This is a genomic window from Nocardia donostiensis, from assembly GCF_002081715.1.
Lineage (GTDB): Bacteria > Actinomycetota > Actinomycetes > Mycobacteriales > Mycobacteriaceae > Nocardia > Nocardia donostiensis.
Window position 1 is genome coordinate 252,849 of record NZ_MUKP01000001.1, and the last position, 15,682, is coordinate 268,530.

The following is a 15,682-nucleotide window of genomic DNA, read 5'->3' on the forward strand; positions in this document are numbered from 1 at the left end:
GCCGCGACGATGGTAGTTCCGGGTTGTGCCCCGGGAACCGTCCGGCACCGTCACATCATGGTCGCTGAACCTGAGAGTTTCCGAAATCCGGCATGCACAATCAGACGTAGGTCACAGTCGCGGTCACCGGATCTGCGCGAGGCGCTGCAGTTGTTCGGCGAAACTGTCGTCGCAGGCCGGGGCGAGGACCAGTTCGTTGCCGCTGGTGAGCAGATAACGTCCGTCGCCGCGGATATCGAGCCAGCTGCGGTGCCTGGTCGGCGGCGAGATCGGGTTCTCCGGTTCCACGGTCACGGTGATGAAACCACGGCCGTCGACGGGTTTGCGCAGCAGCTGCCGGAACCGGGCGGCGTCGCGGCACCCGGCGGCCTGTATCGGTGCTTCGTCGACGGTCAGCACCGCGTCCTGCGGTTGCCGCAGTGTCGCGATCCGGCCGGGTTCGGCGCTGCCGATGATGCGCACCAGCCGTTTACCCAGGGTGCGGGCATGACACATCCGCACCGTCATACCGGGACCTGCGGCGTGCAGGATCGCGGCGTGATGATGGACTACGGCGGCGAAGACGAGGATGGTTTCGGTGCTCGGCCCGTCCCCGTTGCGGGCTCCGATGGTGCGTTCCCCTGAGATGGTGATGGTGGTTGCGTCGGTGCGTGCGCAGAGCATGAGGGCGGCAGCCAGATCGGGGTCGGCCTGTCTGGCGAACCGCTGAGGTAATCGGAGCGCCTGGTATTCGCTTTCGGTGCGTACGGTGGCGCCGGGCGCCAGGTTGACCGGATAGGGGCGTCGGTCCAGGCTCGTCTCATTGGCCCAGACGTGACTGAACTCGTCCGGCGTGAGTACCCATTTCACTGCCGCGGTCTCCCGCCGTCGGACGGGTCGATGCGTGGTGCGGCGAACCGGGGGACACGGTCGCCGGAGGCGGGCATGGTGGGGGTGTAGATAAAACTCATCGTGTCCTGGACGTCGGCCGTGGCCGCGGCTGCCGCTATATCGTGTTCCATTCTGCGCTTTCCGCCGTGCACCGCTTCGGCGGCCGGGTCGTCCAGCGGGCGGTACGCGGCAGGTGGCGGTATCGCGGCCCGAATGGTTTGGGCCGCTTCGCTATTGCGTTCCATCAGGCGCCCTACTGCGCGGCACACTTCATGCGTGTCGTTTCCGGCCCGCACGAAATCGCTGGTCGCCTGCCAGGCTGCCGTGGCGGTGTGCCCGGAGCAACGGCTCAGCGCCCGGTTCGTCGTATCGGCGAAGGTCTGGAATGCCTCGGCCACGATATCGGCGCCGGTCTGCCAGGCCGCGGCGACCCGGCCCAGTGCCGCGGGGTCCAGTTCCTCGTGTACCAGGTCCCAGATCTCCTGGTGGGTGTAGCCGCCGAAGTGTTCGCGTTCGGGCGCGTACGGCGGATCGGTTTCGCCGGCGTCGGCCATGGTCGCTCCCTTCGGTCGTTGCGGTGGGCGTGCTCATCGGAATTCCAGACGGGCGGCTACCAGATCGATGGCGGCCTTGTTGGCGGCGTCGGCGTCGGCGAATCGTTTGCTCGCGGCCAGGTATGCCGCTTTGAACAGCAGCGCTGTTTCCTGCAATGCGGTGAGGGTATCGAGGAACTCGCTGCCCTTGTCGCGGAAACCGGCGGTGAGCGCGTGGCCGGTCGGCAGATCGGGGAAACCGGAAACCTCGGTGGCGGTGGTGGCTTCGGTTCTGGCTCTAGCCAGATCGCCGACCAGAGTGTCGCAGGCCGCGGCCAGATCGGAGGCGACGTCTTCGGCCAGTTCGAATGGTTCGTCGCCGCCCGCTGTCGCCGCCGCGTACAGGCGCCGGGCCGTGCTCTGGCCGATATCCGGTACCGACATCCCGTGATCCCCTTCTGTCCGGTCCTCGTAACCGCCGCGCCGATGCGAGACTCTACCGACTGGTAATCGGTGCGGTTGTGGTCTTCGCCCAGCTCATACCGGTATCGGCTGTGATCTCCGGCACGGAAAGCCTGGGTTACCCCAGTAACTATGGCCGGTAAACTCCGGCGCTGTGCGCGACGGTCGAATTGTCCGTATCTGCTTGCGCACCGCGGCCTTTCGTTCGCTGCACGGTCAGGCGAGGTTTCGGCGGTGCCCGGGATACGGGTTCGGGCTCGTGTGCGTGGCGGAGTCCGGGCGTACGGCCGTCACGTACTGGAACAGTCGATGCACCCGCTGCTCGATCCCGACCAAACCGGATTCGGCGAACAGTTCGGGGAAGGTGCGCCCATCGAAAACTCGGAGTCCGGCCGAACCGCCGACCACCCGGGTGAGATCGCCGAACGCGTTATCGGCGCGATGGCTGGTGCTGATCGCGATCCGGCCGCCGGGAGCGAGCACCCGGATCATCTCGCGTGTCGCGGCCAGCGGATCGGGGATCAGGTACAGCGCGCCGAAACAGCACACGGCGTCGAAAGTGTCGTCTGCGAACGGCAACCGCTGCGCGTCGCCGCGCACATACCCGACCCGCGACCCGGAATTGTCGGCGACGGCCCGAGCCAGCATCGGCGGGGAGAAATCCACGCCGACCGCGAACCCGTCACCGGACAATTGCTCGCTCAGATAGTGCGTGAAGTTCCCCGGCCCGCATGCCAGGTCGAGTACGCGCTGCGCCCCGCCCAGCCGCAACGATCGGACGGCGTCACGACGATCGGCGTCGGTGGTGCGCCCGCTGGCCAGATAGAAGAGTGCGGGTCGCCATGCCCGCTCGTACACCGCCGCAACCGCCGCGGTGTTCATCGCCCGCCGTGCCAGGTTCATCGGCTCAGATCGGTTTCACGTCGATGGTCATTCCCGCCTCCTTCAACCGGGCGGTGAGCGCATCACCCATCGCGGCCGCAGGGGTCAGCACCCCCGCCGTCACCGGTTGTTCGTTCGTATCGAACGCCAGGGACAGTCCGCTTTCGCCGAGCATCACCGAGGTTGCCTGGTAACCGGGATCCCCCTTCCCGGAGAAGGTGGCGACATAGCGGGCACCCGACGACGTGCGGGTGTAGGTCTTCATGCAGAACCAGCCGTTCTCCCTGGCCTTCTTGCTCGGCCCGGTACCCGGTTTCGGCAGTACCCGATCGAGCAGTTTGCGGCCCGCCGGAAACCGCGACAGCAGCCCACCCGCGGCCAGCCCGGCCACCAGGCCCCCGGAAATACCGGCCGCCACCAGCGGGGCCGCCGGTGATTTTCCGGCGCTCATCACTTCCCGGTAGCGGAAGTTCTTGCCGTACACCCAGCCGAGCAGGCCGTTGGTGCGGCGCACGATCTTGGCGTTGTGGGCGGCCATCACGAAGGTACCCACCCAGCCTTCCAGGCTCGGGTCGATCGCACTGGCCCGCTGCAACGCCAGATCCGACTGCCTGCCGACATCGGGGTCCATCGACTTGTCCGGGCTCAGGGCATACGGGTGGCTCAGCGCCGACTGCCGGGACGGGTCCTCGGCGATCGCCTCCATCATCGCGCGACCGGAATCGATGGTGCCGCCGCTGACCCCGCCTTTCAGCGATGCGATCAACGTTGTGTCGCCGAGTTCGCCGGTGTTGTCGGTCACCGACTTCCGGTAGAGCTGGTACACGCTCAGATCCGACGGGATCGAGTCGTATCCGCAGGAATTCACGATCTTCGCGCCGGTGCGCACCGCCTCGTCGTGATAGTTGTCGATCGCGTCCCTGATGAACAGTGGCTCACCGGTCAGGTCCGCGTAATGAGTGCCTGCCTTCGCGCAGGCTGCGACCATCGGCATCCCGTAACGCAGGTACGGGCCGACCGTGGTCACCACGACCTTCGTGCGGGCGGCCAGCGCATCCAGCGCCGCCTGATCGGTGGAATCGGCGACGACGATCCCCCAGCCCTTGGCGGCGGCGCCGAGTTCATCGCGCACCCGAGCGAGTTTGTCCTCCGAACGCCCGGCCAGCGCGATACGCGCGCCCGCAGGCGCTGCCTCGAGCAGGTACTCCGCGGTGAGTTTGCCGACGAAACCGGTAGCACCGAAGAGAATCAGATCGAAATCACGGTTGTCTGCCATAGTTTTCGCGCCTCCCTGGTCGCTACGCTTCACGGTGTTCGCCGCGGACCGCAGGTTGCTGTTCGCTCAGCCATTGGTGATGAATTTTGCCGAGTTCGGTGACCGGCGGGTCCCCGTAAAGCCATTCCCGCGCGATGCGGTGCCAATTAGCGGTTGCGCCCAGCTGGCCCAGCATGCCGAAGGTCAGGAAATCGGCGCGCCGGGAGAACAAATGCTCCGGGGGCAGGTTCTGCTGTTTCATTCCGGTGAATTCCTCGGCCCGCGGGTCCACCGCGAGCAGGAACGCGCCGCTGGCCAGTTCCGGGGTGATGGTCAGTTCCTCGTCGACCAGGCACCATTCCGACGCCGACAGCACGTATTCCAGGCATTCTTCGGCCCCGATTTCCGCCGGTGAGTCGATCACGCCCCGCTGAACCATCAATGTCCGCAGGTCCTCGGCCCGGTCCTCGGCGGCCGCGCGCAGACAGGTCGCCTCGAATTGCACATGCTCCGGGTCCATCCGGTTGAACAGCCCGAAGTCCAGGAACCCGACTTTGCCGTCCGGGGTGAGCAGCACATTGCCTGGATGCGGGTCGCCGCAGAATTCGGCGAAGGTGAACAGTGAGCCGACATAGAACCGGTAGATGATCTCGCCGATCCGGTCGCGTTCGGTGTCGGGCAGCTGCTTGATCTCATCGAACCCTGCGCCGTCGAGGTATTCGGTGACCAGCACCCGGCGGGTGCTCAGTTCCGGAACCGGCCGCGGCACCACGATGAACGGGTGGTTGGCGTAGAGGTCGGCGATCTGCTGCTGGGTCTGCGCCTCGGCGTGGTAGTCGAGTTCACCCTCCATGTTCAGTCGCAGCTCGTCGAGCACCGCGGGCGTCACCCACGGCATCGCCGATTGCAGCACCCGCCGGAACATCGCCAGGTTCTTCAGATCCGCCCGCACCGCGACGTCGATACCCGGGTACTGCACCTTGACCGCGACCCGTCTGCCGTCGTGCAGCGTGCCCAGGTACACCTGCCCGATGGAGGCGGCGGCGATCGGTTCGGGTGAGAACTCGGCGAACACCTCGTCCAGCGGGCGCCCGTGATCCTCCTCGATCACCTCCCGCATCGCCTCGAACGACACCGCGGGCGCCGCATTACGCAGTACGGCCAGCCGTTTCTGAAAACGTTCCCGATGATGCGGCGGCACCAGATCCATATCGAGCACCGACATCATCTGGCCGAGCTTCATCGCGACGCCCTTCATGGTGCCGAGCACCATCACCACCTGCTCGGTGGTGCGGATCATCGACTCCTCGGCCATTTTCGCGCGCACCGCCTCGGACCGTCCTCGCATGGACAGCCGGGCACGCTGGTTGCGCAACATCGAACCGGCGGCGACGGCACCGAGTTTGGTGCCGCGAGCCAGCCGGGATGTCGGCACTTGCTTCGCCATCGAGGTACCTCCATTGGTGCCGGCGCGCGCAGTGGCACGAACCCGATCACACCCGCCGGGTCCCCGCTCGCGTTCAGCGTAACCAAACGCCGGGCACCGTCGAGACGGGAGTCACATCGGCCGGGTGGGTTCAGTCGGTGGGGGCGTCCTCGACAGGTTCGGGCAGCACATGGGACTGCTGGGCGAACTTGGTTCGCGAACCGCCCGCCCTGGCCATGCCCTCGATCGAGCTCCACACCATCATCGTCAGGTGGTCGATCACTTCGTCGCGCGGCATCGTTTTGTTGGCGGTCCACCAGTGGGTAGCCAACTGGATACCGCCGACCAGCACATACGACCACAGCAGCGCGCCGTCGGTTTCGTAGCCGCGGTCGCCCGCCCTCGCCACGATGGCGGCGGCTACCACCTCCGCGAACAGCTTCTCGAAATCGGCGAGCGAGGACGGGTCACCGGAGCCGTTGCCCATGATGAACCGGTAGACCTCGGGGTCCTCGTCGACAGCGGCGACGTACTCGCTCAGCGCTGATCGCACCAACTGGTATTCATCGGCGTCCAAGCTGAGCGCACCGTAGACCCGCGGCATGAGCGTGAGCTCGATGAACCGCTGCATGGCGGCGTTGACCAGGTCGTTCTTATCGGAGAAGTAGCGGTAGAGGACGGTTTTGGAGACGCCGATATGGGCAGCGATCTCGTCCATGCCCGCATTGCTGCCCCGGGTGCGGACGGCGGCCAGTGTGCCGTCGACCAGTTCGGAGCGGCGGTCTATTTTGTGCTGGCGCCACCGGCGTTTGCGCCCGTCGGTCCGCGCGGTACGCACCGCCGCCGGCTGCTCGGCGCGCTCGTCGACGTCGACAAGATCTTCGGTGGACAGCGTTAACTCCTCCGTAGTCGGGTTGGCTGGCATCCAGCTTAGGTCCCCGCCTGATCGCGGAGGTGGTTTTGGGTGTGGCGTGCGCCCCGCAGCGGCGGCATCCGTGATGCTCGGCACGCGCGCAACGACCCGTCGTGCCAGCAGAATGGAGACCATGCAGAAAGCTTCCGGCAATACCGCGACCTTAGAGGCCCGCCCGGAGCCCGCCGCGACGCCGAGCGCTTTCGCCACGTTGACCGACGAGGCGGGAAAACGGCGTGACCTGTGGCGGATGAAGGCAGTGGCTACCGGTTTGCTTGCCGTGGCCACCGCGATCTACCTGTGCTGCCGCTGGCTGGAATCGCGCGGCGCGGGCGGCGACTGGGTGGGCTATGTGCGCGCCGCTTCGGAGGCGGGCATGGTCGGTGCGCTGGCCGACTGGTTCGCGGTGACCGCGCTGTTCCGTCATCCGCTTGGGCTGCCCATCCCGCACACCGCGATCATTCGCCGTAAAAAAGACCAGCTCGGGGCCAGTCTCGGCGATTTCGTGGGGACAAACTTCCTGGCGCCGGAGGTGGTGTCGGCGAAGATCGAATCCGCGCAGGTCCCGTTGCGGGTGGGTCGTTGGATGGCCGATCCTGGGCATGCCGCGCGGGTGGCCGAGGAGAGTTCGACGATTCTGCGTGCGGTGGTGGGTGTGCTGCGGGACGAGGATGTCCAGCAGGTGATCGACAACACCATCGTCAAACGCATCGCCGAACCGCAGTGGGGTCCGCCGATCGGCCGCGTACTCACCGAACTGCTCGCCGACAACCGGCAGCTCGCACTGCTGGATCTGCTGGCCGAACGGGCCCATCAGTGGGCGTTGGGCAGTCAGGAGACGATCGACAAGATCGTGATGGGGGAGGCGCCGCAGTGGGCGCCGAAATTCGTCAACGTGCTGTTGTCGGAGAAGATTTATCGCGAGCTGGTCGAGTTCACCTGGAAGGTGCGGACCACTCCCGATCACGACGTCCGGTTGGCGGCGAACAAGTTCCTCGAGGAATTCGCCCACGACCTGCAGTTCGACGAGGCGATGATCGCCAAGGCCGAGCGGGTCAAGGCGCAGGTGATGGGCCGCGAGGAGATCACCGGGCTGGCCGAGGCCACGTGGCGGGCGGCCAAGCGCCTGATTCTGGAGTCGGCCGACGATCCGGACAGTACGCTGCGGCGGAAGGTGGCCGAGAACGTGCAGCAGCTCGGTGAGCGGTTGCGTGACGACACCGAGATGCGGATGAAGGTCGACGGCTGGATCCAGCGCGGCGCGCGGTATCTGGCGGCGAATTATGCGGGCGAGATCGCCACCATTGTCAGCGATACCGTCGCCCGCTGGGACGCGGAGGAGGCGAGTAAGAAAATCGAGGTGCAGGTGGGCCGGGACCTGCAGTTCATCCGGATCAACGGCACGGTGGTCGGCTCGATGGCAGGCCTGCTGATCTACACGGCTTCGCAGCTGATGTTCGGCGGCTGAACCGGTTGGCGGCATCCGTCGTGGCGTGCGGCGGAAACCGCCGCCGACATGCGCTAGCAAAGGTGCTTGCAATAGCTAGCACCCTGTCTTATATTGGATTTCGTACAACCGCCAGAAGGTGAGTGATGGCTGACCAACCCGAGGTTCGCGCCCAGTACACCCAGGCCGATGCGGCCGGCAACGGAGACCGGGCGGGGCGTGTCGCCAATGCGGCACACGACATCGGAGGTTTCATCAGGGCGCAGCGCGAAGCCGCGCAGGTCTCGCTGCGTCAGCTCGCCCAGCTGGCGGGGGTGAGCAACCCGTACCTCAGTCAGATCGAGCGCGGATTGCGTAACCCGTCCGCCGAAGTGCTCACGCAGATCGCCAAGGCGCTGCGCGTGTCCTCGGAGGTCTTGTACGTGCGGGCCGGCTATCTCGAACAGCGGCCGCACAGTCCCGTCCGGGATGCCCTGCTCGCCGATACGAGCATCAGTGAACGGCAGAAGCAGGTGCTGCTGGATATATACGAGTCGTTCCGCCGGGAAAACGGCGGCAACGCCTCGGATGGGGATGACTGGGACAGCGCTGTTCCGTGTATCACGACCGACACTCCGTCACGCCAGGAGAACATATGACCGACAAGCACACGACAAACAAGCCACTGCTCGCGACCGTCGGTGCCGGTGACGCCGTTTACACCGCTGTACTCGATGCGGTTACCCAGGTTCGGGAACGCGCTGCGTCGACCGACGTTTCGGCCCGGATGGACGAGGCCCGCGAACGTGTTGCCAACCTGCCCGCCGATGCGCAGGCACAGTTCGATTCGCTGCGTGAGCGGCTGTCCGGACTGCCCTCGGAACTGCCGGAGGATCTGGCCGAACTGCGTGAGAAGTTCACCTCCGAAGAGCTGCGCCGCCTCGCCGAGCAGTACTACCGTCAGGCCCTCGACCTCTACTCGGAGCTGGCCGATCGCGGTGAGGACACCATCGAGCGGCTGCGCGCCAACCACCTGGTCGAGGAGCAGCTCGACCGGGTCGAAACCCTGTACAAGGACGCCGCCGATCGCGCGGAGGACGTGTTCGAGCGGGTCAACGGGCTGATCGGGCGGACGACCAAGACCGTGGAATCGACCGCGGGACCTACCGAGGTCACCGAGGCCACCGACGCCGCCCGGGCCGCCACCCCGCCGGTTGTCGATGCCGAGGTCGTGAATGTCGCCACCGAATCCGAGCCCGTGGCGGAACCCGCTCCGGCCCCGGCTCCGAAGAAGGCCCCCGCCAAGAAGGCCACCGCGGCCAAGAAGGCGACCGCCAAGAAGTCCGCGCCGAAGACGGTCTGACACCCTACCGTCACCTCGCTGGACAGCGGCCCCGCACGCCCCCTTGCGTGCGGGGCCGTGTCGTCGACGGGCGACCTGGTGAAGCGAACGAAATCATTGATGGCATTGATTGCATGGCCAGTATCACCGTTCGCGAACCCGACCCCGAGGTGAAAGAGCGCTTGCGCCGTCGGGCTGCCGCCCACGGCCGCAGCATGGAGGCGGAGGCGCGCGCTATCCTCTCCGACGCGGTGCGCCCGAAGCGGCTGCTGCGTGAGCTCTACGACCGCACCCGCCCGTACGCCGACGCAGAGGGACTGCCCATTCCCGAGCGCACCGACGAGGCACGGGTGGTCCAGCTGTGATCATTGCCGATACCAACGTGGTGTCGGAGCTTTTTCGCGCCCCCGCCGACGAGCGGGTGCTGGCCTGGCTGGACGCCAATCCGACCGTCGGGACGACAGCAATCACCGTGGGTGAGGTGTGGGCCGGTATCGAACAGTTGCCCGAGGGGCGCCGCAAGACCGGTTTCGTCGAGGTGGCCGAGGATGTGTTTCACGAGTTCTTCGGCGACATCACCGAATACGGTGCGGAGGCGGCGCGGCTCTATGGCCGGATCACCGCTGAGTGTCGCGTTCTGGGGCGTCCGATCAGCCAGGGTGACGCGCACATTGCAGCCATCTGCCTGGCGGAGGATGCGGTGCTTGCCACTCGCAACGTGAAGGTCTTCACCGACCTGGGGTTGGAGATCGTCAACCCCTGGGAGTGGTGACCGACAAAGCGCAGGGGTGAAGCCGGGGGCGAATGCGCACCTGGGAATATGGCCGTATGGGTTCACCTGCCGCTACTACCGACGAGCGTCGTTATGTGCTGACGCTCGGCTGCCCCGATCGGCCGGGCATCATCGCCGAGATCACCTCCTTCATCGCCGACTTCGGTGGGTCGATCATGGAGGCCGGTTATCACTCGGACGAGGAGACGGGGTGGTTCTTCACCCGGCAGGCGATCAGGGCTTCGACGGTGCCGTTCGGGGTTGCGGAGTTGCGGGAGCGGTTCGGGGAGGTCGCGGGGCGGCTGGGGTCGAGCAGCGAATGGCAGGTGCACGATTCGGGGGCGCGGCGGCGGGCGGTGCTGTTGGTCAGCAAAGAGGGGCACTGCCTGCACGATCTATTGGGGCGTGCTGCTTCGGGGGAACTGCCCGCCACCATCGAGGCGGTGATCGGCAACCACCTGGATCTGGCCGATATGGCGGAGGCGCACGGGGTGAAGTTCCATCATGTGCCGTTTCCGAAGGACCCGGCCGAGCGCGGGCCTGCTTTCGAGCAGGTGCGTGCCCTGGTCGACGCACATGACCCGCATGCGGTGGTGCTGGCCCGGTTCATGCAGGTGCTGCCGCCGGAACTGTGTGATCACTGGGCTGGGCGGGCGATCAATATCCACCACAGCTTCTTGCCGTCGTTCGTCGGCGCCCGCCCGTATCATCAGGCGTTCGCGCGTGGGGTGAAGCTGATCGGCGCGACCTGCCATTACGTCACGCCGGAACTGGATGCCGGGCCGATCATCGAGCAGGACGTGATCCGTATCGATCACGCCGACGAGGTGCGGGACATGGTGCGCCAGGGCCGCGATATCGAGCGTGTGGTGCTCGCGCGCGGGTTGCGCTGGCACCTGGAAGGCCGGGTCCTGGTGCATGGTCGCCGCACGGTCGTCTTCTCCTAGTCGGGCAATCGGCTGCCGACCGCGCGGCGACGCCGATCGGCCCCGCGCGGTCATCCGTCCAGCGGTCACGGACGGTTGGCGCCAGGCGGTTCAACCCATCCACGCCTGCGGCGATACTGCCGATATGCCGAGACCGTAGGGCGGCCGACACCTCAGCCGGAGATAGGCGAGGAACCCCAGGTGTGGAGCTATCCGGTCGCCTGCTCCGCACTCTGCACCGATTCGAGCACACGGGTCAGTTCCGCGTTGAACTGTTCCAGCGCCTCCACATTGCCCATATGGCCGGTCGGCAGCATGGTGAAGCGGTCGAGGCTGCCGACGTCGGTGAGCCATTCGGCGATTTGGGCGGCATGCACCGCGGGGGTCATATCGTCGTAGGTTCCGGCCAGGACCGTGGTGGGCACGACGAAGTTGCGGGCCGCGTCGCCGAGGTCCATTTCGGCGAGCAGGATGCCGAATTTGCCGCGGATCCGCGCGTCACATGAGCGCACGATATTGAGGCAGAAGTCCACCAGTTCGCGTTCGGCGGCCAGGCTCATGATCTGGCGGGCGAACAGCCAGCGGACCGGCGCGATCGGCGGGAACAGGATCGGCGTGCCGAGGCCGCGCCTGCCCAGCCACATCGGTAGCGGGATCTTGCGGTTGATCACCGGCAGGACCCGGTTGAACGGCGGGAGCACGGTGGTCTCGGCGACGAGGTTGTGCGGGCCGGTGTTGGCGAGCACAACGGCGGCGGCCTGTTCGGTGACGCGGTCGGGGTAGCGGCTGGCCCAGGCTTGCAGGGTCATCGCGCCGAGGCTGTGGCCGACCAGGACGGCGCGTTGGTCCGGGCGCAGTACTGCGGCGAGGACGGCGGACAGGTCTTCGGCGAGCAGTCGGCAGTCGAGCTGCTCCGGGGTGCCGAATTCGGATTCCCCGTGGCCGCGCAGGTCGAACGCGATCACCCGGTAGTCGTGGGCGAAGGTGTTGATCTGCGGGTTCCAGTATTCGAGGCAGCAGGTCCAGCCGTGCACCAGCACTACGGGCTGCCCATCGGCGGGACCGTAGGCGTGTACCCGCAGCCGGGCGCCGTCGCCGGCTTGCACCGGGATGACCTCGTGTTCCGTGGTGGGCGCGTTGAGTAGGGGATTGCGATAGGTGCGTGTGCGCAGGTCCGCGCGATGGTCGGTCAACCGCCGACTGATCTGGGCGGAAAGAGCCGCCAGCGCATCCGACAGTATTGCCCGCATCGGTCACTCCTTTGTGTTACTGATGGATACAGTAACTGCTGGAGTGTGTGCTTGCTAGTGCAAGCAGCGGGTTGAAATCAGCGGAAAGCCTGCTACCAGCGGGGACCGCGCTGGACTTCGTCGACTTTCGGCCGCACATCGGCCAGGTAAATACCGGTCGCGATGATGGCGATGAACGTAAGCAACCCCAAACCACCCGCTGACACCAGCACCAGCAGCACCGCGACGCCCAAGATCCCGAGCCAGATCGGTTTGGACAATTTATCGACCGCAGTGAACGCATCCGCGCGCTGCCGCAGCGCGTGAATCAGCGCGAACACGGTCGCGCCGAGAGCCAGCAACCAGAGCGCCAGCATGATGTACCCGGTCAGACCATGCACTGTTTCCACTCCACCATGATAGGAGCAAGAACCCTGCACACCAGGGTCTCGGGTTCTCGAGCCGCCGAGCGCGTCGACCAGATCCGGTTTGCGGCCTGGCTGGCTTCAACCTCCGCAGCGCACGCACCGAAGCTCGGCCGGCCCGAATAACCCGACCGAGCTTCCGTGCTCCCCTGGCCCGGGTTTGCAGTCCGGCGCGTGTTTCCCCTACTAGCAGCACACGTGTAGAAGCCCCTCGTCGGTCCTGAACCACCCTGGCTGACCCCACTCTCTCAGCCCCGTCCGGTTTGCGGCCCGGCTCGCGTTTCAGCCCTCGCAGCTGGGAATGCCGGGGCGGATGAACGTTCGACCCTCGCTGGGAGCGCCGAAGGCGCAAGTCGCGAGGGCTGAAACGCGAGCCACCAGGGGGCCGCAAACCCGCCGCGACGGAGTCGCCGCCATGAACACAGCTAGTAGAACAAATCGGCGTAGCGGAACTCGCCGATGATCTGGGGGTCGTAGGCCGTTAGTTCTCGGACTTGGAAGTGGGTTACCCAGCTGGGTTCGTCCGGTGTGATCCCTACGCGGACTCCGGGCACGAACCCGAACCTCGGGTAGTACTCCAGGCTTCCGAGTAGCCCGATCAGTGGTTCGTCGAGGGCGTCGGCTGCACCGATGGCGGCGTGCATGAGTGCGCTGCCGATTCCATATTTCTGGCGTTCGGCCAGTACACCGATAGGTCCGAGCGCCAGTACGGGGAATGGCCCGACGGCGGCACGGGTGAGGCATACGTGGCCGATGATCTGGTCGTGTTCGACGGCGACCATGGACAGGGTGGGTATCCATGCCGGGTCGCTGCGTAGCCGGGCGACCAGTTCGACTTCCGGTGGGTTCGCCGGGTCGGCGATCCCGGCGGCGGGTCCGCCCTCGGTGTAGTGCGGGGCGAACGCACTGCGGTGTACGGCGGCGATGGCGTCGATGTCGACGGCGCGTTCGCGTCGGATCAGCACTGTGGTGTTCTCCTCCCGACCTTTACGAGTGTGCGTGAACGATTCGAGGCGCGCAACGGAATTCGCTGCGGGTGTGCCAGACTCTGGCCTCATGGCTGATTCCGCGTCGCTGTCCAGGGCCGAGGTGGCCGCCGTGATCGATCACACACTGTTGGCTCCGGAGGCGACGGCCGCGCAGGTGGGCGCACTGGTGGCCGAGGCGCGGGAGCTGGGTGTGTACGCGATTTGTGTGTCGCCGTCGATGCTGCCGGTGCGGGCGCCGGGGTTGGTGGTGGCGACGGTGGCTGGGTTCCCGTCGGGTAAGCATCATTCGCTGGTGAAGGGCGCGGAGGCGCGGTTGGCGGTGGATCAGGGGGCGGCCGAGGTCGATATGGTGATCGATATCGGGGCGGCGGTGGCGGGGGATTTTTCGGCCGTGCTGGCCGATATCGTGACGGTGCGGGAGGCGGTGTCGGATCGCGCGGTGTTGAAGGTGATCATCGAGTCGGCGGCGCTGCCGGATGAGGCGATCGTGGGGGTGTGCCGGGCGGCGGAACGGGCGGGCGCCGATTTCGTGAAGACGTCCACAGGTTTTCATCCGGCCGGGGGAGCCAGTGTGCATGCGGTGCGGGTGATGGCGGAGACGGTGGGGGGCCGGCTCGGTATCAAGGCCAGTGGCGGTATCCGGACGGCGGAGGCGGCTGCGGAACTCATTGCGGCGGGCGCGACCCGGTTGGGGTTGTCGCGTTCGCGGGAGGTTCTCGACGGTTTTCCCGAGTAACTGGTGCCGGTATCAGCAGGAGGTGTCGCCGTTGCCCGCCGGGAGCTCTGTGGGCCCGCCGCGTAATTGCACCTCGACGCCGTTGTCGGTGACCTTCAGCTGGGTGGGCTGCATACCGAACGGGTAGTTCTGGAAACCTTGGGTGAACAGGTCGACCACGGCTTGCGCCAGGTCGTTCGGTACGCCGATGCCGAGCAGTTCGGCCGAGGTCAGTTGTACGTCGACTTGGCCGTCGCGGATCTGCGGGATCAGTTGTAGCTGGGCGATCCCACCGAGCGCGGCCATGGTCAAGACGCCGGAGGACTCCGAGGAGCTGACGTCGGAGACCAGCCCTTTGAGGGTTTGGGCGATACCTTCGTTGCTCCAGGTGACGTGCGCGGTCGAGCTGCCGATCTCGGTGCCTTTGCTACCGCCGTCGGCGACCTGGATGTCGTGGAATGTGGCCTGCACCCGCATACCGACGGCCGGGCCGAATTGCACACCGTCACTGTCGATGCTCATCCGGGGCAGCTCGCCGTCTATCCAGGTCAGCAACATCGGTTTGGGTCCGAATCCGACGTCGATCTTGGATCCCATCTCCTTTTCCAACTGGCTGCTGATACAGCTCGCGACCGTGTGACGCGCGTACGCTTCACCGCCGACCAGCACAGCGGCCAGTACGACGACCACCGTGACCAGTGCGATCACCAGGGTGCGGCGGCTCACCCTCGGGGCGGGGCGGGGCTGGATGGGCATGGGGCTGATTCTTCCCGATTTTTCTGTGCCTGTTCTGAGGGCTGTCCCGCGTTTTCATGAAGGTGGCCGTCGCTGAGCAGCCCAGCGAGGTTCAGTATTTGTGATATGTGACACAACAGTTGGGCGTAGCCTGAACCGTATGGCTGGCGAGGCGGCGAGTCGCACTAACCGATCCGCGCCCGATTCCGGGCGCGGTTGGCGTGTGTTGTGCCGGTTCGCGGGACGGCACGCCGGCTTCTTCACCACCCGCCATGTGCTGCGGGCCGGCTGCACGGAACGCGTTTGCGCCGGCCTCGGCGACGGTTCGGTGACCAGGACCGGGGTGGGGATGCTGCGGTTGACGCAGTGGCAGCCCGGACCGCTCGACGAGTGCGCGATGTGGGCGGCCTGGTTCGACGGCGCGGTCGCCGTCTCTCATCACAGCGCGGCCGAACTGCACGCGCTGGGCCGGTTACGTCCCCGGTTCCTGCATCTGTCGTCGGCCGCCGACCGCGCGCCTCACGCGCCGCGCCTGGTGGTGCTGCACCGGCGGCTGGATCCCGCCGACGTCGAATCGGCGGGGCCGTTCCTGGTGACCACCCCGACACGCACCATTCTCGACCTGGCCGAATCCGATATCGGGCAGAAAGCGTTGGACGAAGTGGTCGTCGACGCAATCGCCATCGGCCGCTGCACCGACCGGCAGATCCGTTCCGCCGCCGAACGTTTGGCGCCGTGGGCGGCGGTGCGGGTGCAGCGCGCGCTGGCCGCGTACTGACCTG

The 15,682-nt window shown here is 66.4% G+C and carries 19 protein-coding genes; 8 read left to right on the forward strand and 11 right to left on the reverse strand.

The genetic code is table 11. The annotated features are described in order from the left end of the window. Positions 1-123 precede the first annotated feature (123 nt). The 7 genes from B0T44_RS01215 to B0T44_RS01245 all read right to left on the reverse strand — a co-directional run bounded on the left by B0T44_RS01215 (position 124) and on the right by B0T44_RS01245 (position 6,353). On the reverse strand, positions 124-849 hold the full coding sequence (locus tag B0T44_RS01215) for an ESX secretion-associated protein EspG (protein WP_077118272.1): 726 nt from the start codon (positions 847-849) through the stop codon (positions 124-126). Continuing rightward, the gene (locus B0T44_RS01220) at positions 846-1,424 is read right to left on the reverse strand and encodes a hypothetical protein (RefSeq protein ID WP_077118270.1); all 579 of its coding nucleotides are present in this window, start codon (positions 1,422-1,424) and stop codon (positions 846-848) included. Before B0T44_RS01220 ends, B0T44_RS01215 begins: the two co-directional genes overlap by 4 nt. 33 nt (positions 1,425-1,457) lie before the next feature. Then, positions 1,458-1,847 (reverse strand): hypothetical protein, encoded by a 390-nt coding sequence (locus B0T44_RS01225; protein WP_077118267.1) that lies wholly within the window; start codon positions 1,845-1,847, stop codon positions 1,458-1,460. 234 nt (positions 1,848-2,081) lie between these two features. Then, entirely contained in the window at positions 2,082-2,768 is a 687-nt protein-coding gene (locus tag B0T44_RS01230; RefSeq protein ID WP_077118265.1) for a class I SAM-dependent methyltransferase, read from the reverse strand. Positions 2,769-2,772: 4 nt separating this feature from the next. Beyond that, a complete protein-coding gene (locus B0T44_RS01235) occupies positions 2,773-4,023 on the reverse strand; it encodes a saccharopine dehydrogenase family protein (RefSeq protein ID WP_077118263.1) in 1,251 nt (416 codons plus the stop codon). Positions 4,024-4,045: 22 nt separating this feature from the next. Further along, positions 4,046-5,449, reverse strand: coding sequence for an ABC1 kinase family protein (locus B0T44_RS01240; RefSeq protein ID WP_077118261.1), 1,404 nt, complete (start codon positions 5,447-5,449; stop codon positions 4,046-4,048). A 130-nt stretch (positions 5,450-5,579) separates the two neighbouring features. After that, positions 5,580-6,353: a TetR/AcrR family transcriptional regulator gene (locus B0T44_RS01245; RefSeq protein WP_245839235.1), complete on the reverse strand. Its 774-nt coding sequence runs from the start codon at positions 6,351-6,353 to the stop codon at positions 5,580-5,582. Positions 6,354-6,474: 121 nt separating this feature from the next. On the opposite strand from B0T44_RS01245, the gene B0T44_RS01250 reads away from it, so the two are divergent. The 6 genes from B0T44_RS01250 (at position 6,475) to purU (ending at position 10,828) form a co-directional block, all read left to right on the forward strand. Continuing rightward, entirely contained in the window at positions 6,475-7,809 is a 1,335-nt protein-coding gene (locus B0T44_RS01250) for a DUF445 domain-containing protein (protein WP_077118540.1), read from the forward strand. 125 nt (positions 7,810-7,934) lie between these two features. Then, a complete protein-coding gene (locus B0T44_RS01255; protein WP_077118258.1) occupies positions 7,935-8,426 on the forward strand; it encodes a helix-turn-helix domain-containing protein in 492 nt (163 codons plus the stop codon). Further along, the gene (locus B0T44_RS01260; protein WP_077118256.1) at positions 8,423-9,130 is read left to right on the forward strand and encodes a heparin-binding hemagglutinin; all 708 of its coding nucleotides are present in this window, start codon (positions 8,423-8,425) and stop codon (positions 9,128-9,130) included. The genes B0T44_RS01255 and B0T44_RS01260 overlap by 4 nt, the downstream gene beginning before the upstream one ends. A gap of 113 nt (positions 9,131-9,243) precedes the next feature. Next, on the forward strand, positions 9,244-9,474 hold the full coding sequence (locus tag B0T44_RS01265; RefSeq protein WP_077118254.1) for a FitA-like ribbon-helix-helix domain-containing protein: 231 nt from the start codon (positions 9,244-9,246) through the stop codon (positions 9,472-9,474). Beyond that, positions 9,471-9,881 carry a type II toxin-antitoxin system VapC family toxin gene (locus B0T44_RS01270; RefSeq protein WP_077118252.1) on the forward strand — a complete coding sequence of 137 codons (411 nt, stop codon included), beginning with the start codon at positions 9,471-9,473 and terminating at the stop codon, positions 9,879-9,881. The genes B0T44_RS01265 and B0T44_RS01270 overlap by 4 nt, the downstream gene beginning before the upstream one ends. A 56-nt stretch (positions 9,882-9,937) precedes the next feature. Continuing rightward, a complete protein-coding gene (purU, locus tag B0T44_RS01275) occupies positions 9,938-10,828 on the forward strand; it encodes a formyltetrahydrofolate deformylase (protein ID WP_077118537.1) in 891 nt (296 codons plus the stop codon). A gap of 188 nt (positions 10,829-11,016) precedes the next feature. Here purU and B0T44_RS01280 read toward each other — a convergent pair whose 3' ends face one another. From B0T44_RS01280 to B0T44_RS01290, 3 genes are all read right to left on the reverse strand, one after another. Further along, a complete protein-coding gene (locus tag B0T44_RS01280) occupies positions 11,017-12,057 on the reverse strand; it encodes an alpha/beta fold hydrolase (protein ID WP_077118250.1) in 1,041 nt (346 codons plus the stop codon). A 92-nt stretch (positions 12,058-12,149) separates the two neighbouring features. Beyond that, complete coding sequence (locus B0T44_RS01285) at positions 12,150-12,446, reverse strand: DUF2516 family protein (protein ID WP_139347884.1); 297 nt, start codon at positions 12,444-12,446, stop codon at positions 12,150-12,152. Between the two features lie 440 nt (positions 12,447-12,886). Beyond that, a complete protein-coding gene (locus B0T44_RS01290; protein WP_077118248.1) occupies positions 12,887-13,426 on the reverse strand; it encodes a GNAT family N-acetyltransferase in 540 nt (179 codons plus the stop codon). Between the two features lie 91 nt (positions 13,427-13,517). Between B0T44_RS01290 and deoC the strand changes: the two genes are divergently transcribed. After that, complete coding sequence (deoC, locus tag B0T44_RS01295; RefSeq protein ID WP_077118246.1) at positions 13,518-14,186, forward strand: deoxyribose-phosphate aldolase; 669 nt, start codon at positions 13,518-13,520, stop codon at positions 14,184-14,186. Positions 14,187-14,198: 12 nt separating this feature from the next. Here the strand turns inward: deoC and B0T44_RS01300 are convergent, their stop codons facing one another. Continuing rightward, a complete protein-coding gene (locus B0T44_RS01300; RefSeq protein ID WP_077118244.1) occupies positions 14,199-14,921 on the reverse strand; it encodes an LmeA family phospholipid-binding protein in 723 nt (240 codons plus the stop codon). 139 nt (positions 14,922-15,060) lie between these two features. On the opposite strand from B0T44_RS01300, the gene B0T44_RS01305 reads away from it, so the two are divergent. Continuing rightward, a complete protein-coding gene (locus B0T44_RS01305; RefSeq protein ID WP_077118242.1) occupies positions 15,061-15,678 on the forward strand; it encodes a hypothetical protein in 618 nt (205 codons plus the stop codon). The last annotated feature ends 4 nt before the right edge of the window (positions 15,679-15,682 follow it).

What these genes read in the sequence shown, in the direction of transcription:
- B0T44_RS01220 (WP_077118270.1), bottom strand. Translation starts at nt 1,424, where the DNA reads ATGGCCGACGCCGGCGAAACCGATCCGCCGTACGCGCCCGAACGCGAA.
- B0T44_RS01225 (WP_077118267.1), bottom strand. Translation starts at nt 1,847, where the DNA reads ATGTCGGTACCGGATATCGGCCAGAGCACGGCCCGGCGCCTGTACGCG.
- B0T44_RS01230 (WP_077118265.1), bottom strand. Translation starts at nt 2,768, where the DNA reads ATGAACCTGGCACGGCGGGCGATGAACACCGCGGCGGTTGCGGCGGTG.
- B0T44_RS01235 (WP_077118263.1), bottom strand. Translation starts at nt 4,023, where the DNA reads ATGGCAGACAACCGTGATTTCGATCTGATTCTCTTCGGTGCTACCGGT.
- B0T44_RS01240 (WP_077118261.1), bottom strand. Translation starts at nt 5,449, where the DNA reads ATGGCGAAGCAAGTGCCGACATCCCGGCTGGCTCGCGGCACCAAACTC.
- B0T44_RS01245 (WP_245839235.1), bottom strand. Translation starts at nt 6,353, where the DNA reads ATGCCAGCCAACCCGACTACGGAGGAGTTAACGCTGTCCACCGAAGAT.
- B0T44_RS01250 (WP_077118540.1), top strand. Translation starts at nt 6,475, where the DNA reads ATGCAGAAAGCTTCCGGCAATACCGCGACCTTAGAGGCCCGCCCGGAG.
- B0T44_RS01255 (WP_077118258.1), top strand. Translation starts at nt 7,935, where the DNA reads ATGGCTGACCAACCCGAGGTTCGCGCCCAGTACACCCAGGCCGATGCG.
- B0T44_RS01260 (WP_077118256.1), top strand. Translation starts at nt 8,423, where the DNA reads ATGACCGACAAGCACACGACAAACAAGCCACTGCTCGCGACCGTCGGT.
- B0T44_RS01265 (WP_077118254.1), top strand. Translation starts at nt 9,244, where the DNA reads ATGGCCAGTATCACCGTTCGCGAACCCGACCCCGAGGTGAAAGAGCGC.
- purU (WP_077118537.1), top strand. Translation starts at nt 9,938, where the DNA reads ATGGGTTCACCTGCCGCTACTACCGACGAGCGTCGTTATGTGCTGACG.
- B0T44_RS01280 (WP_077118250.1), bottom strand. Translation starts at nt 12,057, where the DNA reads ATGCGGGCAATACTGTCGGATGCGCTGGCGGCTCTTTCCGCCCAGATC.
- deoC (WP_077118246.1), top strand. Translation starts at nt 13,518, where the DNA reads ATGGCTGATTCCGCGTCGCTGTCCAGGGCCGAGGTGGCCGCCGTGATC.
- B0T44_RS01300 (WP_077118244.1), bottom strand. Translation starts at nt 14,921, where the DNA reads ATGCCCATCCAGCCCCGCCCCGCCCCGAGGGTGAGCCGCCGCACCCTG.
- B0T44_RS01305 (WP_077118242.1), top strand. Translation starts at nt 15,061, where the DNA reads ATGGCTGGCGAGGCGGCGAGTCGCACTAACCGATCCGCGCCCGATTCC.